This window comes from Streptomyces sp. NPDC096176 (genome assembly GCF_044763255.1).
In the GTDB taxonomy this organism is placed as follows: domain Bacteria; phylum Actinomycetota; class Actinomycetes; order Streptomycetales; family Streptomycetaceae; genus Streptomyces.
Window position 1 is genome coordinate 548,512 of the sequence record NZ_JBIWFV010000002.1, and the last position, 26,455, is coordinate 574,966.

Annotated in this window: 25 protein-coding genes and 3 pseudogenes; 13 read left to right on the plus strand and 15 right to left on the minus strand. The window is 65.8% G+C overall.

Annotation, left to right across the window (positions count from 1 at the left end):
• Positions 1-27 precede the first annotated feature (27 nt).
• From ACIQ7Q_RS07735 to ACIQ7Q_RS07745, 3 genes are read right to left on the minus strand one after another with little or no spacing between them, the layout of a single operon-like run.
• Entirely contained in the window at positions 28-180 is a 153-nt protein-coding gene (locus ACIQ7Q_RS07735; protein ID WP_403857606.1) for a hypothetical protein, read from the minus strand.
• 4 nt (positions 181-184) lie between these two features.
• Entirely contained in the window at positions 185-2,608 is a 2,424-nt protein-coding gene (locus ACIQ7Q_RS07740; RefSeq protein WP_403857609.1) for a tyrosine-type recombinase/integrase, read from the minus strand.
• Positions 2,601-3,806 carry a tyrosine-type recombinase/integrase gene (locus ACIQ7Q_RS07745; protein WP_403857612.1) on the minus strand — a complete coding sequence of 402 codons (1,206 nt, stop codon included), beginning with the start codon at positions 3,804-3,806 and terminating at the stop codon, positions 2,601-2,603. Before ACIQ7Q_RS07745 ends, ACIQ7Q_RS07740 begins: the two co-directional genes overlap by 8 nt.
• 49 nt (positions 3,807-3,855) lie before the next feature.
• On the opposite strand from ACIQ7Q_RS07745, the gene ACIQ7Q_RS07750 reads away from it, so the two are divergent.
• Together ACIQ7Q_RS07750 and ACIQ7Q_RS07755 are read left to right on the plus strand one after the other, a co-directional pair.
• A complete protein-coding gene (locus ACIQ7Q_RS07750; protein ID WP_403857615.1) occupies positions 3,856-4,941 on the plus strand; it encodes a tyrosine-type recombinase/integrase in 1,086 nt (361 codons plus the stop codon).
• Positions 4,938-7,397, plus strand: coding sequence for a tyrosine-type recombinase/integrase (locus ACIQ7Q_RS07755; protein ID WP_403857618.1), 2,460 nt, complete (start codon positions 4,938-4,940; stop codon positions 7,395-7,397). The genes ACIQ7Q_RS07750 and ACIQ7Q_RS07755 overlap by 4 nt, the downstream gene beginning before the upstream one ends.
• Before the next feature lie 3 nt (positions 7,398-7,400).
• On the opposite strand, the gene ACIQ7Q_RS07760 is transcribed toward ACIQ7Q_RS07755, so the two are convergent.
• A complete protein-coding gene (locus ACIQ7Q_RS07760; protein ID WP_403857620.1) occupies positions 7,401-8,405 on the minus strand; it encodes a hypothetical protein in 1,005 nt (334 codons plus the stop codon).
• Positions 8,406-8,519: 114 nt separating this feature from the next.
• Positions 8,520-9,371: a DUF4145 domain-containing protein gene (locus ACIQ7Q_RS07765; RefSeq protein WP_403857623.1), complete on the minus strand. Its 852-nt coding sequence runs from the start codon at positions 9,369-9,371 to the stop codon at positions 8,520-8,522.
• A 63-nt stretch (positions 9,372-9,434) separates the two neighbouring features.
• Between ACIQ7Q_RS07765 and ACIQ7Q_RS07770 the strand changes: the two are divergent.
• The 5 genes and pseudogenes from ACIQ7Q_RS07770 to ACIQ7Q_RS07790 form a co-directional block, all read left to right on the plus strand.
• Positions 9,435-9,728 (plus strand): annotated as a pseudogene (locus ACIQ7Q_RS07770) (hypothetical protein); the annotation flags it as partial.
• Between the two features lie 14 nt (positions 9,729-9,742).
• Complete coding sequence (locus ACIQ7Q_RS07775; protein WP_403858007.1) at positions 9,743-10,579, plus strand: type II secretion system F family protein; 837 nt, start codon at positions 9,743-9,745, stop codon at positions 10,577-10,579.
• Between the two features lie 29 nt (positions 10,580-10,608).
• Positions 10,609-11,268, plus strand: coding sequence for a type II secretion system F family protein (locus tag ACIQ7Q_RS07780; protein ID WP_403857626.1), 660 nt, complete (start codon positions 10,609-10,611; stop codon positions 11,266-11,268).
• Positions 11,269-11,281: 13 nt separating this feature from the next.
• Positions 11,282-11,428: a hypothetical protein gene (locus ACIQ7Q_RS07785; RefSeq protein WP_403857628.1), complete on the plus strand. Its 147-nt coding sequence runs from the start codon at positions 11,282-11,284 to the stop codon at positions 11,426-11,428.
• Positions 11,425-12,384: a hypothetical protein gene (locus ACIQ7Q_RS07790; protein ID WP_403857631.1), complete on the plus strand. Its 960-nt coding sequence runs from the start codon at positions 11,425-11,427 to the stop codon at positions 12,382-12,384. Before ACIQ7Q_RS07785 ends, ACIQ7Q_RS07790 begins: the two co-directional genes overlap by 4 nt.
• A 15-nt stretch (positions 12,385-12,399) precedes the next feature.
• Here the strand turns inward: ACIQ7Q_RS07790 and ACIQ7Q_RS07795 are convergent, their stop codons facing one another.
• Positions 12,400-12,999, minus strand: a complete 600-nt coding sequence (locus ACIQ7Q_RS07795; RefSeq protein WP_403857634.1) for a hypothetical protein — start codon at positions 12,997-12,999, stop codon at positions 12,400-12,402.
• Between the two features lie 768 nt (positions 13,000-13,767).
• Between ACIQ7Q_RS07795 and ACIQ7Q_RS07800 the strand changes: the two genes are divergently transcribed.
• On the plus strand, positions 13,768-15,039 hold the full coding sequence (locus tag ACIQ7Q_RS07800; protein WP_403857637.1) for a PIN domain-containing protein: 1,272 nt from the start codon (positions 13,768-13,770) through the stop codon (positions 15,037-15,039).
• A 332-nt stretch (positions 15,040-15,371) separates the two neighbouring features.
• Here the strand turns inward: ACIQ7Q_RS07800 and ACIQ7Q_RS07805 are convergent, their stop codons facing one another.
• From ACIQ7Q_RS07805 to ACIQ7Q_RS07830, 6 genes are all read right to left on the minus strand, one after another.
• On the minus strand, positions 15,372-15,629 hold the full coding sequence (locus tag ACIQ7Q_RS07805; RefSeq protein WP_403857640.1) for a hypothetical protein: 258 nt from the start codon (positions 15,627-15,629) through the stop codon (positions 15,372-15,374).
• Between the two features lie 142 nt (positions 15,630-15,771).
• Entirely contained in the window at positions 15,772-16,314 is a 543-nt protein-coding gene (locus tag ACIQ7Q_RS07810; RefSeq protein ID WP_403857643.1) for an NUDIX hydrolase, read from the minus strand.
• 5 nt (positions 16,315-16,319) lie between these two features.
• Positions 16,320-17,441 carry an adenosylhomocysteinase gene (locus tag ACIQ7Q_RS07815; protein WP_403857646.1) on the minus strand — a complete coding sequence of 374 codons (1,122 nt, stop codon included), beginning with the start codon at positions 17,439-17,441 and terminating at the stop codon, positions 16,320-16,322.
• A 52-nt stretch (positions 17,442-17,493) separates the two neighbouring features.
• Positions 17,494-17,979: a DUF5949 family protein gene (locus tag ACIQ7Q_RS07820; RefSeq protein ID WP_403857649.1), complete on the minus strand. Its 486-nt coding sequence runs from the start codon at positions 17,977-17,979 to the stop codon at positions 17,494-17,496.
• Positions 17,973-18,395 carry an ATP-binding protein gene (locus ACIQ7Q_RS07825; RefSeq protein ID WP_403857652.1) on the minus strand — a complete coding sequence of 141 codons (423 nt, stop codon included), beginning with the start codon at positions 18,393-18,395 and terminating at the stop codon, positions 17,973-17,975. The genes ACIQ7Q_RS07820 and ACIQ7Q_RS07825 overlap by 7 nt, the downstream gene beginning before the upstream one ends.
• Before the next feature lie 7 nt (positions 18,396-18,402).
• Positions 18,403-18,843 (minus strand): hypothetical protein, encoded by a 441-nt coding sequence (locus tag ACIQ7Q_RS07830; RefSeq protein WP_403858009.1) that lies wholly within the window; start codon positions 18,841-18,843, stop codon positions 18,403-18,405.
• Positions 18,844-18,999: 156 nt separating this feature from the next.
• Here ACIQ7Q_RS07830 and ACIQ7Q_RS07835 point away from each other — a divergent pair, with 156 nt between their 5' ends.
• From ACIQ7Q_RS07835 to ACIQ7Q_RS07845, 3 genes are read left to right on the plus strand one after another with little or no spacing between them, the layout of a single operon-like run.
• Positions 19,000-20,103 carry a helix-turn-helix domain-containing protein gene (locus tag ACIQ7Q_RS07835; protein WP_403857654.1) on the plus strand — a complete coding sequence of 368 codons (1,104 nt, stop codon included), beginning with the start codon at positions 19,000-19,002 and terminating at the stop codon, positions 20,101-20,103.
• A gap of 16 nt (positions 20,104-20,119) precedes the next feature.
• Positions 20,120-20,785, plus strand: coding sequence for a YdcF family protein (locus ACIQ7Q_RS07840; protein WP_403857657.1), 666 nt, complete (start codon positions 20,120-20,122; stop codon positions 20,783-20,785).
• Positions 20,730-21,521 carry a WbqC family protein gene (locus ACIQ7Q_RS07845; protein WP_403857660.1) on the plus strand — a complete coding sequence of 264 codons (792 nt, stop codon included), beginning with the start codon at positions 20,730-20,732 and terminating at the stop codon, positions 21,519-21,521. The genes ACIQ7Q_RS07840 and ACIQ7Q_RS07845 overlap by 56 nt, the downstream gene beginning before the upstream one ends.
• Positions 21,522-21,601: 80 nt before the next feature.
• Here the strand turns inward: ACIQ7Q_RS07845 and ACIQ7Q_RS07850 are convergent, their stop codons facing one another.
• The 3 genes from ACIQ7Q_RS07850 to ACIQ7Q_RS07860 are packed head-to-tail and all read right to left on the minus strand — an operon-like array spanning position 21,602 to position 25,724.
• Entirely contained in the window at positions 21,602-22,174 is a 573-nt protein-coding gene (locus ACIQ7Q_RS07850; protein ID WP_403857663.1) for a DUF6262 family protein, read from the minus strand.
• A complete protein-coding gene (locus ACIQ7Q_RS07855; RefSeq protein ID WP_403857666.1) occupies positions 22,171-24,693 on the minus strand; it encodes a tyrosine-type recombinase/integrase in 2,523 nt (840 codons plus the stop codon). The genes ACIQ7Q_RS07850 and ACIQ7Q_RS07855 overlap by 4 nt, the downstream gene beginning before the upstream one ends.
• Positions 24,690-25,724 carry a tyrosine-type recombinase/integrase gene (locus ACIQ7Q_RS07860; RefSeq protein WP_403857669.1) on the minus strand — a complete coding sequence of 345 codons (1,035 nt, stop codon included), beginning with the start codon at positions 25,722-25,724 and terminating at the stop codon, positions 24,690-24,692. Before ACIQ7Q_RS07860 ends, ACIQ7Q_RS07855 begins: the two co-directional genes overlap by 4 nt.
• Before the next feature lie 230 nt (positions 25,725-25,954).
• On the opposite strand from ACIQ7Q_RS07860, the pseudogene ACIQ7Q_RS07865 reads away from it, so the two are divergent.
• Both ACIQ7Q_RS07865 and ACIQ7Q_RS07870 read left to right on the plus strand, forming a co-directional pair.
• Positions 25,955-26,065 (plus strand): annotated as a pseudogene (locus tag ACIQ7Q_RS07865) (DUF4244 domain-containing protein); the annotation flags it as partial.
• Positions 26,052-26,420, plus strand: a pseudogene (locus ACIQ7Q_RS07870) (TadE family type IV pilus minor pilin); the annotation flags it as partial. The pseudogenes ACIQ7Q_RS07865 and ACIQ7Q_RS07870, both read left to right, overlap by 14 nt.
• Positions 26,421-26,455 lie beyond the last annotated feature (35 nt).

Below are 26,455 nucleotides of genomic sequence, written 5' to 3' on the forward strand. Positions count from 1 at the left end.
GGGGAAATTCCGCACGGTCGAAGTCCCTCACCCGATTGCTTGACGTGTGGTGGGCAGCGCGTCGGTCATCGGCAGGAGCCAGGGGTGCTGGCCGAGAGGAACGATGCACGCCTCTGTCGTGGAGCCGGCCAACTCGCGGAGCACGGATTCGGTGGCGATGACCGCCTGCAGGCAAAACATCCCCTCATTCTCGCCTGGCCGCTGATCGCGGCGCGATGCCGGGTATGCCGAGGTCGACCGGCGCGACCCTGGCGAGCCGACGGGTCTGGTCTCGCTTCTGGCGCAGGAAGGACAGGGTTAGGTCGAGCCCTTCGATCTCACCGAGCCACCCCTCTGCTTCGGCCCGGGCCCGGCGGGTCAGAAGGTCGTCCTCGATCTCGTCGAGGCGGGGCAGCATCTTCGGATTGATGTTGATCATAGGGCATCTCAGACAGGCGTGCTCATGCTGGCAAGGTGTCGCGTAGGGGCGGGCGCATCCTCCCAGCTCAACTTTGCGCTGGTCGAAGTGCTCCTCGAAGCCGAGCCATTCGGGTTCGGTGACCGGCCGGTACTCGTCGGTTGGCCTGGCCTGGCGGCGCCGGTCGAGAAAGCCCTGGTAGTGCCGGACGACGTCCTCGTTGAACACGGCGACGTAACCACGAGTTGTTTGAAGATTCAAATGTCCGAGTAGGGCTGCTCCGATGTGGATCGGGAGCCCGCTGTTGACCAGTTCCGTGGCCAGGAGTCGGCGAAAATCGTGCGGGGTGAAGCTGGTGGCAAGGAAGCCGGGGTGCTGTTCGGCGAGCTCGACGCAGTGGCGCTTCAGCATGTTCACCACGGTGGTGTCCGACATGACCTCGTGCTTGGTGCCGATCTTGCGTTGGAACAAGAACGGCATGGGCGCGCTGCTCTGACGTTCCTTCGGGTCGTAGCGGGGCAGCAGCGGGATGGTCTGGCTGCTGGTGGTGTGGCGGCGGACGATGGCCGCGATGACGGCGAACAACTCGGCGGACATGGGGATGACGCGTTCCCGGTCGCTTTTCGACGGAGCGACCACCAGCAAGGCGATGACTTCGCCATTGGGCCGTTGGTACTGCCGGATGCTGAGATGGGTGAGTTCCAGGGCCTCCTCTATGCGCACGCCTGAGTGCCGCAGGACCTCAACGATCGCCCACTCCCAGAAGGCGGCGTCCTCGGCATGCGTGACGTTGATGTTCTTGCCGCTCTCCAGATCGAGGACGCGGACGTTCGCCAGCCCTCCGAGTCGGACGCGGCGTTCATCCACCCGGCTCCACAGGCGCTGGTAGGTGTGACCCTCCAGCGTGATGGTCTGCCCGCCGGCCATGTCCGTGGCCTGCGCGAGTAGGTCTCGGAGGTGGCCGTACCGGTTCTCCAGGTGTTCCAGGAGGGTATTCAACAGCGGTTGACGTTGCCGGGTGCGGTCGTCCATGCGTTCCTTGACGCGTCGTTTGCGGATTCCGTAACCGCGGACCTCGGCGTCGGAGACCGGACAGGGTGCTACCCAGATCGCCCACTGCTCGGGCTCCGCTGCTGCCCACGCCTGCAGATCGGCGTAGAAGGCGCGGACTGCCCGCAGGATGGGGTCGAAGTCGCGCCGCCCTTTGCCGTCCACGCGAATCGTGACCCGGTCCCGCCACTGCTGGTAGAGCTCGCCGTCGATGCGCAGGTCGGGCTGGTCGGGGGCGAGTTGTTCGATGGTCGCCCAGAAGTTGTTGGCCAGGTGGCGGGACAGGTTGTCCAGCGTCGAGTAGTCCAGTTCGGGCTTGCGTCGTTCCAGGTAGGCGACGAGCAGGTGTCGGACCCCGGTATTGCGGATCTTGTAGCGGTCGACCAGTTCTTCGACCGTCGACCGCCCGTTGAGCAGGGCGGCCGTCAGCGTCGCCGGCCCATGGGAGGGGAAGTGGTCCATCGTGTGGAGTACTTGCCAGGCCAGGTGTCCGGGGAACCGGCTGCCGGCTCCGCGTGCCCCCAGGACGAGTCCTTGACGGCGGCACTCCCACGCGTAGTGCAGGAAGGCTTCGGGGGTCAGGTCGGCCAGGGCGATGCCCTGCGTGGTGAGGGCGACAGCGATGTCGAACAGCGCGGTCCCGTGGTGGATCGGGTTCACCGGCGTGGCCTGGGTCTCGGCCCAGAACTTCTCCAGCAGCGGGTCGTTCTGGGCGGCGAGGAAGCGCTGCCCGTAGTAGAGGAAGGTGTTCGACCGGAATGCCTCCAGTGAGGGCTGGATGATCCGCAGGCACAGCAGGCAGGCAGCTCCGGTGCCGATCTGGCTTCTCTCTCTGGGAGCCGATCGCAGGACAGACACGGGGTTGCCGCCCTGGTTGAACCCGCTGGCCTCCCACCGCTCCTGCCAGGTCTCGCCCGGGAACTGGCTCAGGTGGTGCAGGAGGTCCCGGGCGCCGCGGCTTCGGTTCCATCGGTTGTCGGCCGACTTCGTCGGCCAGGTCGTGCGCACCGCCTGCGCGATCTCCTCGATGGAGGCGCGGGTCAGATCGCCTTGGGGACGCGGCGGGACTGCGGGGGCAGGAGCGGGGGCGGCGTTCACGCTGACGAAGCGGCTGACGCCCTTCTTGCTCGTCGGCTGCGTCAGGGTGCCGGGTTCAGCCACCGAACACCGCCTTGATGTCCTCCGGGTCGTACCCGGCGGCGAAGGTGCGCTGGGGACGGGGCTTGGTGTAGTGCTCCTGGAGCTTGTCGTGCAGGTCCTCCACGCGGGCTGCCAGGTAGCGACCGGTGGTGTCGAGGTGGGCGTGCCGCAAGATCGTCTGTACCTCGGCGAGGGTGAGCCGCTCGTCTCCCGCCATTCTGACCGCCGCCGTATGGCGAGCGTCGTGCAAGGTCCAGTTCGTGCCGAGCTTGTCGTTGGCCCGCTGGAGAATTCGGCGCATCGCCCAATACGTCAACGGCCGAGGATCCCCGCGGCGGGTGCGCCACACCGGTTGGCCCGGGTCCGGCAACCCGTCAGCGGCCAGATAGCTGCCCAGGTAGCGGAAGGCGTTCGGGGAGGCGGGCACGGGCTGTCGGATCCGGGTGCCCTTGCTGACCACATATATCAGCTGGCCCGACCAGTCAATATCGTCCAGCCCGACGCCCAGCAACTCGCTCGCCCTGGCCCCAGAGGAGACGTAGAACTCCAGGAGTGCCCGGTCTCGGTCGCAGCCCATCCCGGCGAACAGCTCATCCCACAGGTGGTCAGGGATGGATCGAGGGGCCTGCACCGGCACCTTCTGCCGCAGCCGGCCCCGCCGGAACACCGGCGTCGGCTCCAGCGGAGACCGGTGTGCCAGGGCCTGCCGACGCCCGCGCGAGGTCGGCACCGGATTGACCACCGGACCAGCGCCGAACCTCGCATGAAACGCATAGAACCCGCTGACCACGCTGAGGTTGTGGTTGATCGTGCTCGGCGCGTACCCCTCCCGGAGCGATGGCTTGCCGGTCTTCAGATTCACCGACCCCGCAGGCGCGGACGCGCCGTCCCGCTTACGGAGCCGCTGCGGGTTGCGCGCTTCCCGCAGCCAGCCAACCAGCGCCGCGACCTCGGCCTCCGTGGCCTTGTCCCAGGAGATCTGCAGGGAGCCGATTAGCCGGTACCACCGCAACAGTCCGAACCCGTAACTCCGACAGGTCAGCGGGCTCACGTCCCCCAGCATCAGATCCCGTAGGTAGGCACTGACCGGTTCGACCTCGCAACCGTCAGCATCCACTACAACGAACGGAAGATCGGGCGTCGCCCCCGCGACCACAGCGCCGACCTCGGGAACCGAGCACTTCCCCTCCATCAGGGCACGTCTCACGTCCTCCACCACACCACACTCCTGGAACGACCAGGCCATCCGCCTGGTTCACGATCAAGACATGGTGCAGTTAACAGGTCTGTGGGCATTCGGCATCGAGTGGGACCGCGCAACACGTGAGGACGCCCGGGACTTCATGCTGTGGATGAAGCTCGCGGACAAGCCAGTACGAATCCACTGGCGTCATCGAGGCAAGGAAGCTGCCGAGCTGCCCCAGCCGTCCCGAGAAGGCAAGCCGATGCCCGGAACGCCGAACCCTGTGACCGGGAAGCTGACAGTCGGCAAAAAGTATGCCCCTACCACCCGGGCCCACTGCGAGACCGTGCTGCGGACCTTTTACGACTGGCACCTGGAGAACCACACCGGGTCGCTGCTGGTAAACCCTTTCCCCCTGGTCCGTAACCGGAGATCAGCACGAGCCAAAGCCCATCACAACCCTGAGAGGCCCCACGAGAAGCAGCGGACTGGTCTTTACCGGCCCAAGATTCCCAAACGGATCCCGCGGCGCATTCCCGACGACAGATACGCCGAGGTCTTCGCTGGCCTGCGCTCGGATCGAGACCGGGCATTGCTGGCGTTCTGGGTCTCCAACGGGGCCCGCGCCGAGGAACTTCTAACCTCCAAGCAGGGTGATGCGAATGTGGGACAGCAGACTATCGGCGTGATTCGAAAGGGCACGCGTGAATACCAGGAACTCCCTGCCAACACAGATGCGTTCGTCTGGCTGCGGCTCTACCAAGAGGAAGCTTGGAAGAAGGGGGTCCCGCGCGGCCGCAAACAGCCGCTTTGGTGGACTCTGCGTCGGCCCTGGCGACCGCTGGAGTACGACGCCGCCCGCATGATGTTCAATCGCGCCAACGAGCTCCTGGGCTCGAACTGGACCCTGCACGATCTGCGGCACACCGCGACGTTCCTGATGCTCGACGATCCGAACATGCCACCCGTCTACGTGCAGCACATCCTCGGGCATAGGCACCTGTCGACCCTGGACATCTACAACAACCCGTCTCGCGACGAGGTGATCGCCGCCGGCTTGGCGTATCACGAGAGGCAACAGCGGAAGCGTGAAACGCCGCGACCAGCTCCTCTGGCTCCTGCCTACAACCCAGAGTCACTGAACAACCTGTTTGGAAGGCCGATCTCATGACGACGACGGCAGAGCAGGTGAAGTCTGGGCCTGTCACTCTCTCTTTGGCAGGAGTCCAAACTCCCGCCTTGCTGGTGAAGTTCCCGCCGCGGACTGCCGCCAGCGCCTGGCCCGAGACCGAGGCATCGTACGAGCAGATACTCGGTATCCTTAGCAATCCTCCTTTCCGGATGGATAACAAGAGCGCTCAACAGGCCAGAATGCAGGGTGCTCGGTGGATCATGAAATGGCTGGCGACGCTTCCTGGTGTCAATTGGCAGCAGCGTTGGCAAGCCTCTCCAGCTGCGGGAGACCCTAAGAATTGGACCACCCACATTCGTGTGTGGGGCCAAGGTGTTGGCGGTCAACCAACCCATTCGGCATTGACGGCTGGACTCCTAGCTCTGGTTTGCGCGGACGTCATCCGACCGGATCTCTCGTGGCTGTCCTCCAGGACTTCACGCTTCCTGCGAGTCTCCGTCGAAGCCACTCGTGACGCTGAGGGGTTCGCGCAACTGAGGTCCAGCGTCCCTGCAGAGATCTATACATCTCATGACGGCACGCGCGCTCTGACCGTGCTCACGCAGCTCATGGTCGCCTACGGAGGATGCCTCCAGGACATTCGTGTGGGAGACCTTCTTGCCCTCCGGGTTAGTAGTTCGAGGCACCGCAGCCGGCCGATTCAACTCGCCTATGGATGGCTGCGCAATTTGGGGCAGTTCCCGCCCGACGCACCAGGAACCCTCTTTCACCTGCAGAGCCGCGGTCTGCAGGCGACCCCGGCCCAACTGGTCGATCGATACCGTCTACAGTGTCAGCCGGTACGAGATCTCATCATTGACTATTTGACCGAGCGGCAACCAGGTCTCGATTACAACAGCCTTGAGCGTCTGTCGACTGTGCTTGGAAAGAACTTCTGGGCTGATCTCGAACATCATCATCCAGGAATTTCATCCATTGACCTGCCTACTGATGTCCGCACGCAGTTCAAGGCACGCATGGCGACAAAAATCGTCCGTCAACGTCGCCCAGATGGGACGCACATCGAGGTCACAGAACCCCGGATCAGTGCGCCCGCGATCCTTCAGATCATCCGGGCTTTCTATTTGGATCTCGCCCAATGGGCGCTTGATGAACCAGGAAGATGGGGGAACTGGGCTGTCCCTTGCCCGATTTCGACCACGGATACAAATGTTCAGAAACTTGAGAGACAGCAAAAGTCTAGAGCGGATCAGCGGACTCGTGAAAGGCTTCCCTACCTTCCGGTGCTTGTGAGTACGGCGGAGCGACGTCTAAATGAGGCCCGTGAACGGCTAAATGCAGTTCTGGCCGCACCGCTCGGCTCAGCGTTCACTGTACTTGGCAAGACCTATGTCAAGGCCGGCGCCTCATCGCGTCTCCAGGGCCAAACAGACACGGCATACGAGATCGGCGGCAAGAGGCAGCGTTTCCGGCCCGAAGAGAAGCAGTCCTTCTGGGCCTGGGCAGCAATCGAGATTCTTCGACACACGGGAATCCGGATCGAGGAACTTCAGGAGCTGAGCCATCACAGCATCATCCGCTACACAATGCCTACGACCGGCGAGATCGTTCCCCTCCTGCAGATCGCACCATCCAAGACAGACCAGGAAAGACTCCTGCTGATCAGTCCAGAGCTTGCAGACGTGCTGAGCGCTGTGGTCTCGAGAGTGCGGGGATCAGACGGCATCGTTCCCCTCGTCCGTCGCTACGACCCGCACGAGAATATCTGGAACCCGCCCATGCCCTTGCTCTATCAGTGGAGCGTCAGCGGCGAAAGCCGTGCGATCTCAAAGAACACCATCGTTCGTGGGTTGGACAAGGTGATCGAAGCCAGCGGGCTAAAAGGGAAAGATGGCGAACCACTGCGGTATCAGCCGCATGACTTTAGGCGAATCTTCATCACCGACGCGATTTTGAACGGACTCCCTCCGCATATCGCTCAGGTCATCGCCGGGCATGAAAACATCAGCACTACGATGGGCTATAACGCGATCTATCCCGGAGCTGCAATTGAAGCACATCGGTCTTTCATTGCTCGCCGGCGAGCCCTGAGGCCGCCGGAAGAATACAGGGCCGTTACTTCAGAGGAGTGGGAGGAATTCCTTGGGCACTTCGAAAGAAGGAAGCTCGCGCTTGGAGATTGCGGGCGGGCTTATGGGACTGATTGCGCTCACGAGCACGCATGCGTACGCTGTCCCGTACTCATTGTCGGCCCCGATGAGCGCCCTCGACTCAGCGAGATTCGTCAGAACCTAACGGATCGTATTGCGGAGGCAGAACGAGAGGGATGGCTCGGTGAGGCGGAGGGACTTTCAGTCAGTCTTGCCGCTGCCGAAGAGAAGATCTCCCAGCTTGATGCACGGCAGGCTCGCAGGTCGACACAAGTGTTCTTGGGGGTGCCTTCCTTCGACCAGATCGCGCCGCGAACTGATGCCGGCCCTAGGGAACCTGGCTGAGAACTAGAACGGTGGCTCTTGGGGATACGGCGTCACCCTCGGCCACGCGGCATTCGGCAGTGGAAGATTCGTCACGACGAACAAGTTGAGGATGTCTTCCCGATCCATAAATAGAATCTGGCTGCGCTTCGAAGCATCCAACTTGTTGCCCAGCCAGTTCCGAGCCGCCTTTGTGATGTCCCCGCCCGCTACGATGAACGCGTGATCGACCAGAACTCGCTTCCCGATTTCTGGATCGAAAATCTCATGCCCAAGCATCATTAGGGCCTGGTTGTAAATCTCGGCCATATTGACATTGGTTGCCTTGGATACTCCGGACGCGTCGAGTTTCCCCTTTTTTGCCTGAAGGCCGAAATAGATCACGTGTTGCGACGGGAGGGTGTATCGCATCCATACGTCTTTGCCGTATTCCAGGGCCTTGTCCCTGTGCCCTGCGGCAGTGATGCGGTGGTATCCGAGCTGCCGAAACAAGGGGAGAAGCACTTCCTCGATCAGTTCGTCTTCGGAAGCTGAGTCGAGATAGGCGGCCAACTTCTCACGCCTCTCCATCTCCGCCGTGGAGAAAGGGCGGTGAGGATTAGGTGAGGGCATCAGAATTGTGTTCGTACTAGAGTTTCGCAAGTAGCACTGCTTATCGTCCGCATAGAAAGCTTCCATCCCTTCTCGGGCGAGCGTGCGGTTCAGATCTGCGAGGGCATTGCTCCGTGTGTCTCCCTCATTATTCGCGTCGTCCGGATCCATCAGTCGCATGATGACGCGCGCGAATGTCTCCGGCACAGTGTGAGCGCTCGAATGCGGTTCTGCGAGGATCTTCTCCAGGGTCTCCGCTACCCAGATCTTGCGCGTTGATCCATCGTGCTGAAAATCTGTCTCAATATCTGCAAAGAACTCCGTCAGGTACATGCTGCTTCGGTACTTGAAGTAGTTCTCCTCGTGAGACCTGCCGTCAGGAGTGTTGCCGCAAATCATGTCGGCCAGCTGCATTACAGTTCGCTTCTTAAAGCTCACGATTACTCCCCTATCTCATAATGCAGCACACCGGGAAGCGGGTGATCACCCCGCAGCTCGGATTCGAGTCATTGCGTGTCCAACGTGGCCGATGCGTGTCAGTTCGCGAAGTCCTCAGCCGGATTGCTGCCCGAACAAACTGACCTCTCCCCCCGGGGATACGGCTCCTTGGAACTTGCGAGCGGGTACACCCTTCCTTGCCGTTATCTCCGCTGCCATCTTCTTCACGGCTTCCCTGCTCGTGTCGTATATCTCCATGAGCGCGAAGTCGATCATCTCTGCCCCATCCAGGACATCGGAGATCTTCAGGGCGTCTTCATGGCTGCCGACGTTGCCGATCCATTTTGTGGCTAGGAGTGCGTCTGCGGCATCCGAATACTCCGGCTTGGCCTTCTTGAAGTTCTCGATCCGCTGATGGAGTTTGATGTCATATGGGCCTTTGCTTGAGTGGCCTCTCCGAGGAATCCCTTGATCGTCAAGTAGGGCTTCCGCAGCTGACCTAAGGCGATTCGCTGCAGAGCTCGGGTCAACCCAGACCACGGCGGCGCCAGCTTCAAGACGCTGTAGGACGGGCCGTGGGGCTGCCTCATGGCTTTGTACAAGGGGCAGCGACGGGTGGAAGAAGGTGGGAGTGAGTCGGACCAGCCACTTTCCATACCAGCGGCCGCGCTCGTCGAGATCCTCGACAACACTCATATTTCCCACGACCCTGACCAAGTCGCAGGTACTTCTCCCGCATCGCAGGATGCAGTGGAACCCGCCATAACTCCAGTCGGGCTCCCAGCCGGATTCGGGGTCATACTGTGCCTGTTTGCTCATCTCGGCCTCTTCGTAGACGAAGGTGTCGGCCGCCGGAGTTAGATTTCCCCGCCCGCAAGTGGGGCACGGAATGTTCGGCCATTCCTTGACGTCGTTAGAGAAACCTCTGGAGATCACCCGAAGGTCTTTAATGAGCAGATTCGGCATGGCTGGAAGTCTGCCAGCTCGCACCGCACCCCACGAGGGGGTTACCCAAGCTAGTTCAGAGAAGGCACGGTGCACGCCAATGCTGCGTCGGATGTGCCGGCGCGTCTCGAGGCGCTGGGTACGGCGGCAGGACTCGACCGGGCGGCTCTGCACAGCCAGCTGGCGGCGGCGCTCGCGGTAGTGATCCATCTGGTGCGCGACGGGGCCGGCCGCCGCCGGGTTGCCGAGATCCATGTGCTGGAGCGCGACGCCGCCGGGTGGGTGGTCACCGTTCCGGCGCTGAGGTGGGGCGAGAGCGCGTTCGTGTCCGAGCCCGGGTGGGGACGCCTGCGAGCCCTGGTCGGTGATGCGCTGTGACCGCTGTCCAGTCGATGTGTGCTGCGGCGACGTGCCTGGGGGCGGCGGCATGGCTGATCTCCGGGGGCCAGGGGCAGGGGTCGAAACGGGCACGGCTGCTGTTCGCGGACGGGAGTGGGGCGGTACTGCCCCCGTGGTGGTCGTGGGAGCGGCTGCTGCCGGTGATCAGGCTGCGGAGGGAGTGGCTGTGCCTGCCGGTGGCGCTGGTGCCGGCGATTGCCGGCGAGTCCCCGTTGCCGCTGATCGCCGGAGCCGTCGCCGTGCCTTTGGTTCGACGCTGGTTGCGTGCCAGGGAGCGCGGCAAGGACGAGGAGCGACGGGCCGAGGGGGTCATCGGTCTGTGCGGAGCGACTGCGGGTGAGTTGAGGGCCGGGCTGCAGCCGGGACAGGCGCTGCTGTACGCGGCCCGATCGACGGATGTGCTCGGTGAAGCGGAGGCTTCGGTGCTGGCTGCGGCGAGGTTCGGCGGAGACGTGCCCGGGGCGCTGAGGGAGGCGGCACGGCAGCCGGGCGCGGAGGGGCTGGCCGGGGTGGCTGCCTGCTGGCGGGTGGCCGTGGACGGCGGCGCGGGTCTGGCCGCCGGACTGGATCGCCTGGAAGCGGCCCTGCAGGCCGAGAGGGACCAGCGCGCGGAACTGAAGTCGCAGTTGGCCGGAGCGTGGTCGACCATCGTGCTCCTCGCGCTGCTCCCGATGGCCGGCCTGGCCATGGGATGGGCGCTGGGCGCGGATCCGCTGCGCGTCCTGTTCCACACCCCTGCGGGTATCGCCTGCCTGGTGCTCGGAGGCCTTCTCGAGGCAGCGGGGCTCTGGTGGGCCGGCCGGATCGTGCGCGCCGGAGAGAAGTCGTGAACGGTGAAGTTGTCCACAGGCTGGGGGTAATGACGGCGGCCCTCTCCACGGTGGCCTGCCTGGCCTCCTCGATCGCCGCGCGGCGAAGCGAGAAGAGAACGCGAGCCAGAGGACAGGCGTTCCTGTCGATCGCCCGCGGCGAGCCGTGGCGCGGGCGAGTGGACATCGGAGCCTTTGTGAGGCGATGGTCCGCGCCTCTCGGGGTCGTCGCCCTCTGCTGCGCCCTGATCGGCGGGGTGGCGGGTGGCGTGGTGGGGGCTGCCGGGGCGTACGGCGTGCGGCGCTGGCAACGCGGCCGTGAACGGACGGGTGCAGACGCGGCCGAGAGCGACGCCCTGAGGGATACGGCACGCCAACTGCCCCTGGCGGCAGACCTGCTCGCGGCCTGCATCTCGGCCGGCGCGGGTCCGCGTGAAGCCGCCGAGGCGGTCGGCGAGTCTCTGGGTGGCCCGGTCGGCGCCCGCCTTGCGCGGACCGCCGCTCAACTCCGGCTCGGAGCGGAAGCGGTACCCACCTGGGGCTGGTTCGGCGAGATACCGGGCGCCGAGCCTCTGGCCCGATGCCTGGAGCGGGCCGATTCCACCGGAGCGCCGGCGGCGGAGCCGGTGTCGCGGCTGGCCGAGCGATTCCGTGCCGAGAGGGCTCGCGCGTCAAGGAGTGCAGGCAGGGCAGCCGCAGGTGTGGGCTAACCGAGTGCAACCCATGGGGGGCTTGATCGACAGCTTCCCCGTGGTCGCCGGCATCCCCGAGCAGGAGGAGTATTGGGATGCGACCTGGTCCAAGGTGAAGGGGCCCGATGGGGAGCTGATCACTGGAGCCGTGAAGGGATATCTGGAGGTGAGCTGGTGAGCAACGATCTTCGCGACAAGTACGTTCGCGCCCTTCAGACGACCGAAGGCGGCGATCCACTGTCCCGTCTCGCCCGAGCTGGCCTCCAAGCTTCAGCTATGAAGTTCAGCGGTCTGGGTCTGCAAGAGACTGCTGCTGGCCCTGGCCTCAACTTCCGGCTCGCCGATCCGGCCAACGGCGGCCTGATCGCAGCCAACGAAGTGGGCGACTTCCTGCAGCGTGTGCAGAAGGCGGTTGCTCGTCTCGCAAAGGCCCGTCGCGCCCGTCTCGCAGATGTTGTCAAGTTGCTGCCGTTGGACTTCGAACTCGCTCGCCTCGACGTAGCTGCCTCTGCTGCTGGCTCCATCATTGTCGATTTGCAACCTCACTCTTCGGTGGTCAAGGGAGAGCCCGGCGAGCTTCCCCGCGGCGGCGTCTCCTGGGCTGAGATCGGCGCAGTGGAACTGGTTCGGGCTCTTCCGGAAGGTCCTGAGGACGAAGAGTCGATGGATTCGCTGTTCAGCGCCTCGCCTGTGGTGCGCCGGGCGGTGGCTGACCTGATCTTCAAGCTGCCGAACCCTCGCCTCGACATCAACCTGGCTGTGCAGCGCGGGACAGGCGAGCGCATCGTGTCTTCCCTGTCGGCGGTCCAGGCGGAGTCGCTGCGTGACCGACTCAACATCATCCGTGAAGAGCGTGAGATCATCCGGATGCAGGGGCGCCTCGACGGCCTGCGGACCCGGAGGCAGATCTTCTATTTCGAGACTCCGGCAGGGGCCGAGATTCACGGCTTCGTGGATGAGTCGCTCGTCAGCGTGGTGAAGGATCACCTTGATGAGCAGGTAGAGGTGGCGCTAGAGAGCTTCGTGCTGCGCTCTGCTGCAGGCAAGCGCAGCCAGCGCCGATACCGGCTCATCGAGGTTGCTGGCCAGCAGTCCCAGCTTCCGCCCGGCAGCGAACTGGACGAGGACGCTTAGGCTCGAGCCGGCCGGCTAAGACGACTGTTGTGCTGGCCCGGCGGCCTCTGTGGCCGCCGAGGCCGCAACCTCGTCGAGGAGCTTCCCGAAATGCCCGAAGACCCACTCGTCGATCATCCTGGGGTAGGCATCAATCAGGTCTCGCGGTAGAGACCAGTCCGGCTCCTCAAAGTGGAATCCCCACTGCGAGACGATGTTGTCGCCGGCTGCCAGGTCTGAAACCGCGGAGCGCAGGCGGCCCGCGTGCGCGAGGATGCGCTTCTCCCGAGCGGTGCTGATGTCACCAACGTCAGCGCCCTCGTGCGCGATGAAGTTTCGCGCCTTCCTGGCCCGCCGCAGCACATCCATTGTCTCGGTGGAGCACGGCATGCAGCCGGTCAGCTGGTGCAGCGTCGGTCCGAGCATCTTGTCGGCTGGCAGCGCAGCGATGATCTCCTCGAACGTCGCGACCGGGTCAGCGTTTTGGTGCACTTCCACCAGGTTGATGCATCGGACCATCCAACGACACTTTCCTTCAAACGCGTTAGCGATGTGAAGTGAACGTCCGGCCGAAAGAAACAGCGCGTCCAGTAGATCCGGCTCGCGGGGAGGCGAGTAGCCCAACGACCAAGTCATGGATCCACCGTAGTGACGGTGTCCACCGAGTATCCGGCGGTCGGGCAACTCCTCGCACAGTCCTAGGCGCGCGCCTCCTACTCCCCCCTCCGCGAGGGAACTCGCGGCCGTGTCAACGAGCTCTAGGCGGCCAACAACAAGTTAGAGGCGCGGCTGGCCGCGTCGGAGGCTGACGGGCGGGTCCTGCAAGGTGCCTTGCAGGAGACCCAGGACTACCTGATCGCTCCCCGCGAAGCGTTGAGAATCATGAGGCGGGTCATCAACCGCCCGTCGTGACGGCCGCAGACGCTGATCGCACGGACGATTCGGTACGTAAGTCCGTACGCGGTGGCGCCTGAACGAAAGAGACATAAGCGACTGTGGACGCGCACTTCGTACGGGGCGGATTGAGCCGCTGTTGCTGAAGCGAGAGAGGAGGGTCACGTGCCAGGGTCACAAGCCGGTCCTGGACGGGCAGATGCTGCACGAGATCTGTTTGTGCTGCACGTCAGCCTCCAGTGGGAACACCTTCCCAGGAGCTCGGTTGCGGGTCCGGTATGGCGTGCTGGTGACGGCTGCGGGACTGGAACGAGGTCGGAGTCTGGAAAGTGGGTGCATGAGGTGCTGCTGGCCGAACTGAACGCTGCCACCCGCCTCGACTGGCTGAGAGCGGTCGTCGACTCCAGCCACGTCAGAGCGTTGGGACAAGAATGCACCTCCACTCAGTGATCAGAAGTTGAGAGAGTGTGGCTGTACGACTCGGATCCGAGGGAGACGGAGCCACCCGCCTTGATCATTCTGGACGCGAACATCCTCAAGTCGACCTCGCTGCGGAGTCCCGCCGCCGACATGCTCCGCGCGATTCGGGCCGCGAAGGTGGAGCGGGTGGCGGCTCCTTGGATTGTCATGGAGGAAATCGCGGCTCAGCAGGTCCTCAGCTACCAGGCGAAGCATGAGGCGGCCCTGGAGGCAGTGGAGACCCTGCGCAAGGCCACCCCTTGGGCAGACATCGTGCACCCTAAGCGGTTCGACGACGAGCACGTGCGCAAGCACTGGCGGGCCCGGTACTCGGAGATCGCGGATGTCATCGAGACGTCTGCGTCCGCCTACCAGATGGCGATGTTCCGCGAGACGAACCTCCTGGCCCCGTGCAAGACCGTCAACAGCGGCAAGAACAAGACGGGTGCCCGAGATGCCGCTATCTGGCTGACGGCCGTCGAGTACGCCAGGCGACACCCGAAGGAGACCGTCTACTTCGTTAGCAACAATACGGAAGACTTCGGTGACGGCACGTCCTTCCCCTCGCCCATGGACAAGGACCTCCGGGGCTTGGAGAACCGGTTCTTCCTCTTCACCTCGCTCGACGGCGTCCTGCAGAAGTTCGCCACCGAAGTTGACGCAGAGGTCGAGGACGTCCAGGCGCTCCTGGGCACCGAGGAGAGCCATGCGATGGTCCTGGCAGCTGCCCGGGGTGCGAGCCGGCGCTTCCGGATGGTCAATGGATCCCTGCTGTACGAGGACGGAATGCGCGGGACCGTAAGAAGCGCTCGTGGATGGGACCCGCGAGCAGTTGCTCTCGACACTGTGTCGGAGGTCAGCGCCCGCGAGATCGACGGGCACAAATGGTTCACTGCGTCCGTGCGCTGGCTGATCGCGGAAGACGGTTATCAAGTCCGTCGGTTCGGCAGGGAGTGCGACAGGGTCGCCTACGCTTGGCAGACGCGCATCATGCTGAGCCCAACAGCCTCGGACAGCGGCTTGACAATTCTCGACTCGAAGCGTCCTAGCCCTGTCAGCATCGACGACGTCCCTAACGTTCCGGTCATCGTCGAGACTGAAGAGCTAACAGCCTTGTTGGAGGCAGCGCGTGCTGGCGACCTCTCAGACTCGTCCGTACAGTTTCGGCAGATCTTGAACGCTCTGAGGCACAGCACGACCGACCGCAGCACGGTGGAAACGGCGCTGGGTCTCTTGGCCGATAGGGATCACGCCGCAGCCTTCAGGCTGCTGAGGGACGCAGCGCACGATCTTAGTGAGGAGAATACTGGCGAAGCGCCGTAGCCGCGATGAACGGCTGATGGGGCGCTGGGCCGCCCGCGCTTAGCCCTTGGGCATCCTGGACGCAGCCGCCTCGCATCTCATCACCACCAGTGGCGTGGCCCTGGGGCTACCTGCGCCCGCCCTCGCCAACCGTGCCGCCGAAGCAGCGCCCGTACCAGTAGCCCGCGGCCGTCGGACGAGCGATGCGGTGCGCTGGCGACCGGTGCATGGAAGACGCGAGTCGCTCCGCCCAGTAGGCCATCGCAACGGCGTCCCCCGGTCCGGGGAGCGGCCGGCAGTGCCTCGGCACCGGACTTCGCCACAGGGGCGTTGCGCGTTTGGCTTGGGTCCCCCTACAGCCCGTCGGTGTTCAGTTCAGCCAGGTACTCCCGCAGGAACCGGCGTGTCTGATCGTCGGTGGCGCCGACGTATCCGGTGTCGAAGCGACTGTCTGCCCAGGACGTCTTACCGCTGGCGCGGATAAGCAACTGCCCGCCCGTGATCCGGTAGTGCCGGTATTCGGTGAAGTTCTTTCCCGAGGAGCTGGTCCGCTTCTCAAAGCCCTCGTTCTGGTCCAGCAGTTGCTGGCGCACTTCCCTCGTCAAGCGCATGGCCACCCCCACACTTCGTAACGGTGAGGGGATCATGCCACGCCTCAGCGCCTCAGCCCCGGCGGCCGAGGTCAGTGGCCGCCGGGGCTTCGTGTCAGGGCTGCATGTGCAGCCGCCGTCCAGGCCGACTATGTCGCGGTGCTCAACGAAGGGTCTCTGTGATCCGCTGCCGCAGCTGGGCATCGGACAGCTCCTCGAGGTTGCGCCAGGTGGCGCCCGAGACCTCTTCGGTCTGGAGTTCGCCGATGTCGGCGGTGGTGCGGAAGAGGAAGCGGAAGTCGAAGTGCTGGTGGGCGGGCTCGTCCTTGGCGGGGTTGGCGTCGATGGGGTGGGTGTCGATGTGGAGCGGGATCTCTCCGTGCGGGGTGACGACGTGGGGTGGGATGCCGGTCTCCTCGGCGAGCTCGCGTCCGGCGGCCTGGAGAAGGGTGGCGTCGGAGGCTTCGAGGTGGCCGCCAGGCAGGAGCCACTTCTGGGTCGCATTGTGGAGAATGTGCAGGATGCGGCTGTCGGGGCCGACGAGGATCGCTCCGGCGGTGACGTGGCCAGGCAAGGTCGTGCGGCTGGTGAGGTCGTCGCCGTCGTCGAGGAGGCCGAGGACGACGCCGAGCTCGCGCTTGTCCTCGGGGTGCTGGTCGAGGTAGGCGGTCAGGGTGGTGCGGATGTGGTCTGCCGTGATGGCCATGGTGATCACCTGTTGAAGTAGTTGAGCCAGGTCGCCGCAATAGCGGCGCGGTCGGCCGCGGGGACCTCGTGGATCCCGGGGGCGAGCTCCCCGCGGGTGAGCATCCTGATCGCGGCGAGGATCTCGGCCTGGACCAGGAAGATGAACGGCCCAACGCTGGCGCCGTGGATGAAGTTGACGGCGTTGCCGCCGTTCGCCAGATAGAAGTAGTGGCCGGTGGTCTGGTAGCGGGTGACGTGTTCGCCGACGGTGGTGCGGGTGTAGACGTCCGGGAGTCCGTTCAGGTCTAGTTCGTCTTCGCTGCTGGTGACGGTGGCGACGTAGGTGCCGTTGCGGAGGTGGGCGAAGTCCTCGCCCCGCAGGGAGATCGCGCCGGTTGCGCAGAGGACCAGGCCGGCGCCGGTCAGGGCGGCTTCGCGGTCGCGGGCGACGGTGAAGCCCTGGGAGAGGGCCTGGGTGCGGCGGACGGGGTCGATGTCGAAGACGGTGACCTGTACTCCCTTGGCGTGCAGGAGCCGGGCGATGGAGGAGCCGAGCTTGCCGAAGCCGATCACGAGGGCGGGGCGGCCGTGGAGGATGTCGCCGCGGCCGCGCATGACGGCCTCGGTGGAGAAGACGACGGACTGGCCGACGAGGAAGTCCTCGGGGTCCTTCAGAGGTGATCGGGCGACGGAGATCACGGGGCAGGGCAGTTTGTCGAGGTCTTCGTAGCGGCGGTGGCCGTTCTCGGTGTCCTCGATGACCCCGGCGAGCTGGCCGGTGAAGCGGCTGTGTACTTCCTCGAGGGTGGGGGCGAAGTAGCCGCCGACGTCCAGCAGGGCGAGGGCCTCGCCTCCGGCCCGGGACTCGAGGTAGTCCAGGGCGGTGTCGGGGTCGGTGAACAGTTCGCGGGTCAGTGCGTCGACCGGGGCGGTGTGCTCGACCTCGCGCTGGGCGGCCATGCTGATCGACTTGGGCTTGGGCAGCACGGCCTTCAGGGCGGTCATCGCGGCGACCGCGCGGACGAATGCGGGCCGCTCGGGCAGCAGGTGTGTGACCAGAAACGATGCGGGCGGCTCGTCCGGGGTGAACTGGGCGGCGACGTTGGCGAAGTAGGCGTCCAGCCGTGCGCGTTCGTGGGTTTCCATGGCAGTGACCTCTCGTGGCGAGATGGGGGCCGTGCATGGGGGGCTGGGTGGTTCAGGCGGTGCGGGAGGTTCGGGCGAAGCCGAACAGCAGCCTGTCGGCGGCCAGGGCGGCGTCGAGGTAGGCGTCGACGCGGACGGCGTCGGCGGACTGGGCGAGCGGGTCGAGGCCGACGATCAGGGCGGCCCGGCCGCTGTCCTGGGCCAGGCGGGTCCACTGGTGGTGGGCGGGCAGTCTCAGGCCCCAGCGGGCGCCGGGGAACTTCAGCAGGGACCGGGGGCCGATGGTCACGAGGGTGCCCTGGGTGTCGGGGACGGAGTCCTGGGCCTGGGCGAGGCCGCCGAGGACCTCTGCGAGGTGCCGCATCCGGGCCTCGATCGCCGCGGGGGTGTCGTGGCTGGTCCGTCCGAGCCGGTGGGCGAGGAGGATGTGGGCGACCTGCTTGCCGTCGGGGGCGGTGCCGGGCCAGGTCCAGGCTCCGAGTGAAGTCAGCAGCCCGGTGTCGGGGCCGGTGAGGGTGGGGACGTTGCGGGTCAGCATGCTCGGACCAGTCCGGCCGGCTGGCCCGTCTTGAACAGCGTCCAGACGATCTTGCCGCGGGGTTTGCGTTCCTCGACGCCCCAGCTGTCGGCGAGCTCGGCGACGATCTGCAGGCCGCGGCCGGCGGTGTCGGTCTCGGCCGGGTGTGCGATGGCGGGCTGGCGGCGGTGGCGGGGGCGGCTGTCGTGTACTTCCAGGCGGACGAAGTCGCCTTCGGCGTCCAGCCTCACCAGGAAGCCGTGTCCGGGCTCGCTCCCGTGGGTCAGGGCATTCGAGGCCAGCTCGGAGACGCAGAGCCGGATGTCCTCGGCGGGGGCGTGAAGGCCCCAGGAGGTCAGGGTCGTGACGGCGAAGTCTCGGGCGAGGCCGACCGACTCGGGCCGCGGGTCGAAGAACTTCTGCTTCGCATCAGGCATCGGAGCCTCACGTATCGGTGTCCAGAGCGGGGGCGGGACCGGGACTGCGGCGGCGGAGACGTGCAGGGGCCGCCCGGGCTGGCCCCGGGCCGGCCGGATGGCCGTCGCGGGGGCCGCGGACCAGCAGCAGCCGGGCTCCGGCGGAGGTGATCCGCGCCTGCCGTGGGGCGGCTATCGCCTTGGGGCCCAGGTGCGATGCGGCGGGCAGGACAACGCCGTAGGTGTCCGGCAGTTCCAGGACGTCCAGCAGACCGGTGAACGCCGCCGACCTCTCCGCATTCGCCGTGCGTTCGGTGAAGACCCCGGACAGAGCGAGCTCATGCTGGCGGCAGTACTCGGCCAGGGCGGCGTGCAGAGCCTCGTGCCGGGCGGCGGAGACCCGCACCAGCCGCAGGAAGCCATAGACGACCGGGCCGCGAACGCCGCGATGCTCGGTGAGGGGTTCCATCTTCGTGACCATCCAAGAAGTCCGGCAACTGGTGTCACCGGTCAGCCTGAACCCGCCCCAACCGCGGGGGAATGACCGCCTGTTGTACTTCCGTTGCACTTGTGTCCCCCCACCCGTCCGGGCCGTGCTTCGATGACGGCGGGAAGGGAGCGACGTGTGGCGACCGTGCACCACTGGACCGGCCTGGAGGCCAAGGCCCTGCGTCTTGCGCTGCGGCTGAGCGTCCGCGCTTTCGCCGATCACCTCGGCGTCGGCGTGCGGACGATCTCCAAGTGGGAGAAGCTCCTCGGCGGCACTGAACCCCGCCCAGACACCCAGGCGATCCTCGACACCGCACTGGCCCGCGCGGACGCCGCCGTCCATCTCCGGTTCGAGACGTTCCTGTCCGAAGCCGGGAGAACCGCCGGCCCTGGCGGTGGCCGCAGGGTCACCGCCAGCGGGCCGCTAGCCTGGGAATACGAGACGTGGACGGACGACCTGGACCGGGCCGTGGTGGCCCTGGCCCGGCAGGACTTCACCTTCGCCGAGAGCCTGATTGGCCGCTGGACCACCCGGTTCAAGCCGGTCAGCCTCGATGACAAGGGCCTGTACCTGTTCGCCCGCTCAACGGCCCTCCTCGGCGATCTCCAGCGTGACCAGGGCGCCGTGATCGGACCGCTGTCGGCCCAGCACTCCTATTCGGCAGCCAGGTCCCTGTTCACCCAGTTAGACATCCCCCGCCGCGTCGCCCAGCTTGACCTGTCCCTGGCCGTGGTCACGGAGATGTCCGGGAAGCTGGAGATCGCCGCCCACCAGTACGAACACCTTGCCGCCGATGACCGGCTCTCCCGCCGCGACCGGGCAAGAGCCCGGCTGTGGGTGGGGACCGCGCTGAGCAAGGACGGCCAGCACGACTATGCGACCCGGGTCATGGCGGCGGCGACCAGAGAGTTCGAAGACCTCTCCGAGCCCGAGGACTGGTCGGTGGCCCACCAGAAGATCGCCCTGGCCCACCGAGGGGCCGGTGACCTGGCCTCGGCCCTGCACTTCATTGGAATTGCCCGCAGCACCGCCTCCACGGACGCGCCGATGCAGCGGGTCCGTCTGGAAACCGCCCACGGTCACGTCCTGCTGACCGATCCCGCAACCCGCGATGATGGCCTTCACGTCCTCGACGAAGCCGCGCGACTGGCCGGGCAGTTCGGCCTGAGCCACCAGCTCGCCAGCATCGAGAACATCAAGGCCATGAGCGAGGGGCCCACCGGGCCCCGGCGACGGTGACCAGGGAGAAGATCGCGTGAGTGACAACCAGCAGACGATCACCGAGGACCAGTGGCGCAAGGCCAAGCTGATCTGGGACTACCACCAGATGGGCCACGACCTCGCGCCGGCCGACGTCGCGATCGGCCTGGGCAGCCACGACCTCGGCGTCGCCGCGGCCTCCGCCGACCTGTATCACTCCGGGCTCTTCCCGACCCTGGTCTTCACCGGCGGCAACAGCCCCACCACCGCCAAGGTCTTCCCGCGCGGTGAAGCCGTCCACTTCCGCAAGCACGCCCTCGAACTCGGCGTCCCCGACGAAGCGATCCTCGTGGAGCCGAACGCCGCCAACACCGGGCAGAACATCACGCTCTCCCGCGATCTGCTGGCCGCCAACGGCATCGTCCCGAAGACCGTGCTGCTGGTCTCCAAGCCCTATATGGAAAGGCGGTCCTTCGCCACCGCCCGCAAGCTGTGGCCCGAGGTCGAGATCCTCTGTGCCTCGGAGCCGCTGGAACTGGACGACTACCTCAAGAGCATCGGCGACGAGAAGCTCGTCCTGGACATGCTCGTCGGCGACCTCCAGCGGGTGATCGAGTATCCGAAGCTCGGGTTCGCCATCGCCCAGGACGTCCCGGAGGACGTGCATGCCGCATACGAGTCCCTCATCAGCGACGGCTTCACCAGCCGCCTCATCTCCTGACCTCCCGGCGCCGGGCGGGCTGTGTGCGATCCACCAGCCGAACCTGTTTCCCCGGCTGACGACGCTGGCCAAGCTGTTCGCGGCGGACACCTGGATCATCCTCGACGACGTCCAGTTCACCCGCCGCGACTACCAGCACCGCACCCGCCTCGCGTCCCTGGGAGACCCGCAGACATCGCGGTGGATGTCTATTCCCACCCACCTGCCCCAAGGCCGCCAGACCGCCATCCAGGACGCCCTGATCGCCGATCCTGCCCTGGCCCGGCGCCGGACCACGGCCATGCTGAGGCAGTACTACGGAGCCAGCCTGCACTGGGCCGTCCTCGCTCAGGCCATGGAGCCGGTGGCGGCCGCGTTCGGCACCGGGAGGACCGCGACCGTCGCCGAGACCTCCGCCCGGATCCTGCTGGACCTGCTCGGCTGGAAGGGCCAGATCCTCCGCAGCAGCGAACTACCCGCCCGGCCCTGCCGGTCCCAGAGGCTCGCCGACCTCACCGCCGCAGCCGGCGCCCGCCAGTATCTGTGCGGGACCGGCGGCATGAAATACCTGGACGAGACCCCATTCGCGGCCCAGGCGATCACCGTCGTCCCGTTCCGGCCGCCGACGACCAATATCTGGCCCTCCGGCCGACAGATCAGTGCCCTGTGGGCCCTGGCAACGCTCGGCCCCGCCGTCCTGGCCGAGCGGTTGCGGGCCGTCGCCGCCGCCCAGACCGCGCTGGAAACCGCCGCCTGAGAACGTATCCCCATACTTCCCCCTCCTCGAGGGGGAAGTACGGCCGAACGTGCCCAGTTGCGTACGGACGGATCTCGGTCTCAGGCCGGGCCAGCGTTCTCGGCCCGGATCATCCGTCGGAGGCTGGAGCGGGCGGCGGCCAGGTCCTCCTCGGTCTCGGCCAGCCGTTCCTCCAGCTCTTTCTTCTCCCGCCGCAGTGTGTCCCGCTCGGCGGTCAGTTCTTCGTGCTGGCGGGTCAGCTCGTCCACCCGGGCCACCAGGTCGGCCGCCCCGACCTGATCGAGTTGCTGGCCGAGCTGCCTCTGCAGCGCGGCCTTGAGCTGGTCCCGCTCCGTCCGCAGGGCAGTGATCTGCTGCTTGGACAGCTCCAGGTCGGTCTGCAGGCTTGCCGTACTCGATGACAGCCCGGCCTGAGCCTCCCGCCGGGGCTGGCCCGCCTGCTTCTTGCGGGCGGCCTCGATGTGCTCACGGACGCCTTCCGCATAGACGAGCCAGTTCGACACCCTGGCCGTCTTCGCGACCGCCGCAAAGGTGACCGCATCGCCGCGGGCAGCCATCTCATCGACCACCGCCAGGACCTTCTCCCGCTTCGCGCGGCTGTCCCGGCGACGCGACTCCGCCAGCACCTCGCTCGGCTTGCGCTTGGCACTCACGCGCTGGACTCCCCGCGCTTGATCACGGTGAGGGGCAGCATGCGGCCCCTGGCGGCCCGGGACCTCCTCAAGACCTTGACAGACTCCATCAGTTCCTCTCGCTCATCCTCGGGCAGCTGGTCGATCTGCTCGTGCATGTTCTTGGCGACCTTCTTGAACGAGTCGATCTGATCCTGGAAGTTGCGGATCACGTACTCATCCGTGCCCATCGCCAGAGCGGTCTCCTTGTCCGCCTTCAAGTCCCGGATCTGGTCCTCGATCGCCGCCAGGTAGGACGGGTCGGGGCGGTAGAAACCACAGCCGGCGCACTGGAACCGGATCGGGCATGCATGCCCGCCCGCCTTGACGTTGGACGGCTCGGTGCAGCCCCCGAACGGCACCGCCACGGACCTGAGCTCGTAAGCCTTGTTCGAGGCCATCGGAGCGGGGTTGCCGTGCCGGTCCACGACATGGAGCCGCATCTTCTTCACCGCCTCCTGTTTCCGCTTGAGCGACACCTTGTAGTACCGGGCCGTCGTATCTGTACTCCGGTGATCCATAAGGTCTTTCAGAACGTCGATTGGAACCTCGGCGTCTGCGTGCCGCTGGGCGTAGGAGTGCCGGAAGGCGTAGGGGTAGATCTTGTCCCGGTCGAACGGAACCGGACGTCCGTCACGGCCTGTGCCCTCGGAGTGGATCTCGTCGATGGACGTCACCCACAACCGCATCGCCCGAGACAGGTACTGGGTACTCATGTGGGCGAACTCGCTGGCCTCGCTGACCGCCGGGAACAGATACGACCGGCTTCGCGACGGCGTGACCAGCCCCTCGCGGTGCTTGGCCCATGCCTGGATGTGCTCGGCAGTCTCCCGAGAGATCGGCAGTCGCCGACGCATGCGCTTGCCCTTGTAGTTGTTCCAGATCAGGAGGCAGTCGTTGCCGTCGAACTCCAGACAGTCCCGCTTCAAGCTCAAGACTTCACGCGGACGCCGGCCGGTGTCCCGCAGCACCTGGTAGATGGCCCGAAGCATGGCCGAGATGTCTTCCGGCGGGTAGCCGCGATAGGGAAACTCGTCCCCGAAGTGGTCGAGGTGAGCATCGAGCTGGCGTATCACCGACTCCGGTATCGCCTTGCCGATCTCGTCTTCGTTGGAGTCCTCGCGGATGATGCGATGCTGGCTGTGACGGGCGAACGTGCCGTGCAGCTCATTCAGCAGTCCGGCACTGCGGCCGAAGTCCAGGATCGTGTAGAACGCGGCCAGCGAATCAGCACGGTGCTTGCTGGTCTGCAGGTCGCCGTCGCGCTTGGTCTGCTTCCGGAAGGCGTCCGCGACCAGGGTCATCTCGGCGAACCTGACGCTGGTGGGGTCCATCCCGCCCCCCGGCAGCCGCGCGAGCACGGTCGAGGCGACGACGCAGGCCGCCACATGCCTGCGGAAGCGTGTGTTGGCCGGGCGAGTGGAGCGTGCCCACTCCATCACGGCCTCTCTCAGCCACGGTTGTGTCACGGTGTTGAAATCGACGAGGGCCGTGCGGGTCCCAGGCGCCCGTTTCTCGGTGCGGCCCGACGCGTAGATCACTGCCTTCATGTCCCAGACCAGCTTGTCCATGGGTTCGATCCCCAGGAAGCGATCATGCCCCTGCTGTATGGACCAGGCCACTTCCTTCACCAGGGCCACGACGTTCGCGGCCCCGCTGAAATTCGATGTGTCGAACACGCCGGGTCCAGCTACCAGCAGGCACTCGACCCCCTCCAGCCCCTTGACGACAGCGCGGATCGCCGAGGGCTCTATCTTCTGATGGCGCAGGTCGCGCTGCTGCAGGGCGTAAAGCATCTCCAGGCGGCCCACCTCGCTCAGCGGCGCCAGCGAGAAATGGTGCACGGCCATGTAGGGAGTCTCGTGCTCGACCCAGCGATCAAGAACCGGAACGTAATCGAGGGATTTCCGAAGGTCCTTCCACCGCCGGTCGTGAACACGGCACAACCCCTCGTGCAACGTCACCTGCTCAAGGGAACAACCAGCCACGCGGCATTCAGCCAAAGCGTCGTGGGGGACAGCGACACTGCGCATCCATTCCTCAAGCGTTCCCTGGAACGGCTTCCGTTTGCTCGCCGCACGAGTCGCCTTGATCCACTGAAGGCTGTGGGCCCGGCACAGTCCTCGGGAATGGAACTCGCGCTGACACCCCAGGCCGTCCCGCTCCACCGTGCACGTGCCCGGTTCCAGATAGCGGCGGTTCGCCGCCGGCCGGACGGTCGCGTTGAACTCTTCCTCGCTCAGCCCGCTGGCCCGGAACTCCTTGGCGCAGGCAGTGCACCGGCCGCGAGATTTGGTGACGATCTCACACCCTTCGGTGCTGCACCGCATGGCGGCCGTCTGCGGATTGTTGACGTCGCCCCTGAACAGCAGCGTGTCGGGATCCCACTCACCCGGCCGCCAGTCCTCCACCAGCTGAGTGCGCAGCCAGGCCACCCACAGATCATGGTCACGACTGGACTTCTCCGCGATCTCGAGGACCGCCGCGAGATTCCCGCTCATGCCTGCACCTGACCGTTCCTGATCGCCGCGACGCGCTCCACGGCCTCGCGTTTGTCCTCGTCCGTGGCGTGCACATACGGAGCCATCGACGAATCCGCCACATGCCCCATGAGGTCCTTCACCACATCGCGCGGGACCTTGTTGCGGATCCATGTGGTCGCCGCGGTGTGGCGCAGCATGTGCGGCCTGGCCTCGAAGCCCGCCTGCTTCGCCAGCCGATCGAACAGGTCCTTGGCGTTGTGATAGGTCATCGCCCGGCCCAGCGGCGCCCGGAACAGATTGACGAACACCATGTCGACATCAGCGGCCTCGGCCACCTGGTCCCGCTCGAAGCAGTAGTCGGCGTAAAGAGTCACCAGCTCGGCCGTTACCGGAATCGAGCGCGGCATTCTGGCCTTGGCCAGGGCTCCGTTGGAGTTCTGCCGTCGCCGCACATGCACATGTGGCCCCGCGACCTGGCAGCCCAGCGCGGATGAGTTCGAAAGCAGATGCATGTCCTCCCGTCGCAGGCCAAGGGCCTCGCCGATCCGCATGCCTGTGCCTGCCAGCAGCGCGACCAAGAAGCGGTCCCGAGCCCGCCGGGTCAGACCGAGGATCCGTGCGAACTGCTCAGGATTCAGCCATTCGTAGCCCTCTACTGCCACCTCGAACTTGATCGCCTTCGCCCGGACCGTGCGGAACTGCCCGTCCTCACCAGGATTGAAGCCCTCCGGCAGATAGGCCAGGTACTTCTGCTCCGACAGCTGGTTGACCGTCTCCGCATCCACCCACCCCTGCAGGCCGCTGAACCGCAGGAACTGGCAGACCGTCGTCATGATCTGATTCGCGGTCTTCTTCTCACGGAAGCGCACCTTGACCGGCTTCTTCCGGGCCCGCGGCGGGAGCGGCTCATCAACGAGCCAGTGCAAGAACCGGGCCAGCCCTGGCAGCCCCGGCTTCTTCCAGTCCAGACCATGGTCGGCGCAGTACGACAAGTACAGAGCGACGCGGCCAGCGTACAAACGCTCCGTGTTGACCGACCGGTCCGCCATCCGAAGGCTCGCCGAGAAGGCACACGCCTCCATGTGCAGCTCGTACTCGGAGGAGATGACCACCCACGAAACGGACTCATCGCGGGGCGAGACGGCGCGTTCTGCCGTGTACGTAGAAGGCATGACAGCGAACGTACCAGACGTGCCAGACACCTAGTAGATACCTTTCAGGAACACAATGACTGGCACTCAGAACTCATGTGCCAGAGGGAGATTGGTTCCTCAAGATAACGATCGCCGCCTGTGCCTTCGCGGCCGTGCTCTACAAGATCGTCACCAGCGGCACCGTCTCGGGAGCGCTGGAAGCGGTGATCGGGAAGGCGCTCGATGCGCAGTTCTGAGCAGCCGCAGGGCGCCAAGGGTCGCGACAAGGGCTCTGTGACGGCGGAGGCGGCGGTCGCGGTGCCGGCCCTCGTGGTCTTCACCATGGCGCTCGTCTGGGCATTGATGGCCGCCGCCGCGCAGATCCAGTGCGTGGACGCAGCGCGCGCCGGTGCTCGCGCCGCGGCCAGGTCGGAGCCACGGGCGGCTGCTCTCGCCGCCGCCCGATCCGCGGCGCCGAGCGGCGCCGCGGTCACATTGGCCCGCACCGGGAACTTCTGGCGCGTACGCGTCGAGGCAGACACCCCCGGGCCGGCTGCCATGGCGCTGACCCTGAGCGCCGACGCGGCGGCGCTCGCCGAGGACACCACGGGACAGGAGCCCGGGTCCGCCGAGTACCGGGCGACCCG

Excerpts from the sequence above, each read along its gene's own strand:
- ACIQ7Q_RS07735 (WP_403857606.1), bottom strand. The coding sequence starts at position 180 with ATGTTTTGCCTGCAGGCGGTCATCGCCACCGAATCCGTGCTCCGCGAG.
- ACIQ7Q_RS07750 (WP_403857615.1), top strand. The coding sequence starts at position 3,856 with ATGGTGCAGTTAACAGGTCTGTGGGCATTCGGCATCGAGTGGGACCGC.
- ACIQ7Q_RS07755 (WP_403857618.1), top strand. The coding sequence starts at position 4,938 with ATGACGACGACGGCAGAGCAGGTGAAGTCTGGGCCTGTCACTCTCTCT.
- ACIQ7Q_RS07765 (WP_403857623.1), bottom strand. The coding sequence starts at position 9,371 with ATGCCGAATCTGCTCATTAAAGACCTTCGGGTGATCTCCAGAGGTTTC.
- ACIQ7Q_RS07775 (WP_403858007.1), top strand. The coding sequence starts at position 9,743 with ATGTGTGCTGCGGCGACGTGCCTGGGGGCGGCGGCATGGCTGATCTCC.
- ACIQ7Q_RS07780 (WP_403857626.1), top strand. The coding sequence starts at position 10,609 with ATGACGGCGGCCCTCTCCACGGTGGCCTGCCTGGCCTCCTCGATCGCC.
- ACIQ7Q_RS07785 (WP_403857628.1), top strand. The coding sequence starts at position 11,282 with ATGGGGGGCTTGATCGACAGCTTCCCCGTGGTCGCCGGCATCCCCGAG.
- ACIQ7Q_RS07795 (WP_403857634.1), bottom strand. The coding sequence starts at position 12,999 with ATGACTTGGTCGTTGGGCTACTCGCCTCCCCGCGAGCCGGATCTACTG.
- ACIQ7Q_RS07805 (WP_403857640.1), bottom strand. The coding sequence starts at position 15,629 with ATGCGCTTGACGAGGGAAGTGCGCCAGCAACTGCTGGACCAGAACGAG.
- ACIQ7Q_RS07810 (WP_403857643.1), bottom strand. The coding sequence starts at position 16,314 with ATGGCCATCACGGCAGACCACATCCGCACCACCCTGACCGCCTACCTC.
- ACIQ7Q_RS07815 (WP_403857646.1), bottom strand. The coding sequence starts at position 17,441 with ATGGAAACCCACGAACGCGCACGGCTGGACGCCTACTTCGCCAACGTC.
- ACIQ7Q_RS07820 (WP_403857649.1), bottom strand. The coding sequence starts at position 17,979 with ATGCTGACCCGCAACGTCCCCACCCTCACCGGCCCCGACACCGGGCTG.
- ACIQ7Q_RS07825 (WP_403857652.1), bottom strand. The coding sequence starts at position 18,395 with ATGCCTGATGCGAAGCAGAAGTTCTTCGACCCGCGGCCCGAGTCGGTC.
- ACIQ7Q_RS07830 (WP_403858009.1), bottom strand. The coding sequence starts at position 18,843 with ATGGAACCCCTCACCGAGCATCGCGGCGTTCGCGGCCCGGTCGTCTAT.
- ACIQ7Q_RS07845 (WP_403857660.1), top strand. The coding sequence starts at position 20,730 with ATGCCGCATACGAGTCCCTCATCAGCGACGGCTTCACCAGCCGCCTCA.
- ACIQ7Q_RS07855 (WP_403857666.1), bottom strand. The coding sequence starts at position 24,693 with ATGAGCGGGAATCTCGCGGCGGTCCTCGAGATCGCGGAGAAGTCCAGT.
- ACIQ7Q_RS07860 (WP_403857669.1), bottom strand. The coding sequence starts at position 25,724 with ATGGCGGACCGGTCGGTCAACACGGAGCGTTTGTACGCTGGCCGCGTC.